This window comes from Enhygromyxa salina, from assembly GCF_002994615.1.
Taxonomy (GTDB): domain Bacteria; phylum Myxococcota_A; class Polyangia; order Nannocystales; family Nannocystaceae; genus Plesiocystis; species Plesiocystis salina_A.
Genome location: NZ_PVNK01000280.1, coordinates 1 through 690, shown reverse-complemented (window position 1 = coordinate 690; position 690 = coordinate 1). Strand labels below are relative to the sequence as shown.

The 690-nt window shown below is 62.2% G+C and carries 1 protein-coding gene; it reads left to right on the top strand.

Features of this window, described 5'->3' with window-relative positions:
• Positions 1–242: hypothetical protein (locus ENSA5_RS39010; protein ID WP_219906908.1), on the top strand; the 242-nt coding region annotated here is incomplete at its 5' end.
• Between the last annotated feature and the right edge of the window lie 448 nt (positions 243–690).

Here is a 690-nt window from a genome sequence, read left to right as displayed (position 1 = left end):
TCGCCCGGCAGCGCTGGAATCGTGCGCCGCAGAGCTTCGAGGAGCGGTTCACGATCACACCGAAGCACGCGGCCTCGTGCCTGAGGCTGGTCTTGAACGAGGTGGCGCGGGACCGGGAGTGGGAGCGGGACTACGCGGCGGCGCGGGCGGCTCTGCTCGCTGGTGAGCCGGCGGTGTTTCCAGCGGGGACTTATTGGATGCGGCGCTTCGCGGGTGTTGATGTGATCGCGCAGGCGCCATAGCGGGTGGAAAATAGAGAGATGGCGGGGTCGCGCGAGCCATCCTGCCGGGGTGTATTGGTTCGGCGGAGTTGAGGCTGGGGTTGAAGAGCGAATCAGCCTGGTTTTGGGCTTCGTTGAGTGAAAACTGATGCGAACTCGTGACTCGAGTGGGGGCGGAGGACCAACTCTGACGCCGATCAGGCCGATGCCTACAGAAGACTCCCCGTCCGGAATTTTTCCGGAATTTTGATCAGGCCGATGCCTACAGAAGACTCCCCGTCCGGAATTTCGGGACTGGAGGAGGGAGCAGCCGGTTCTTGGGCTTCGTTGAGTGAAAACTGATGCGAACTCGTGACTCGAGTGGGGGCGGAGGACCAACTCTGACGCCGATCAGGCCGATGCCTACAGAAGACTCCCCGTCCGGAATTTTCTTTTCGTTCTCAGAACCGAACCCCCCCCACCCCCACCT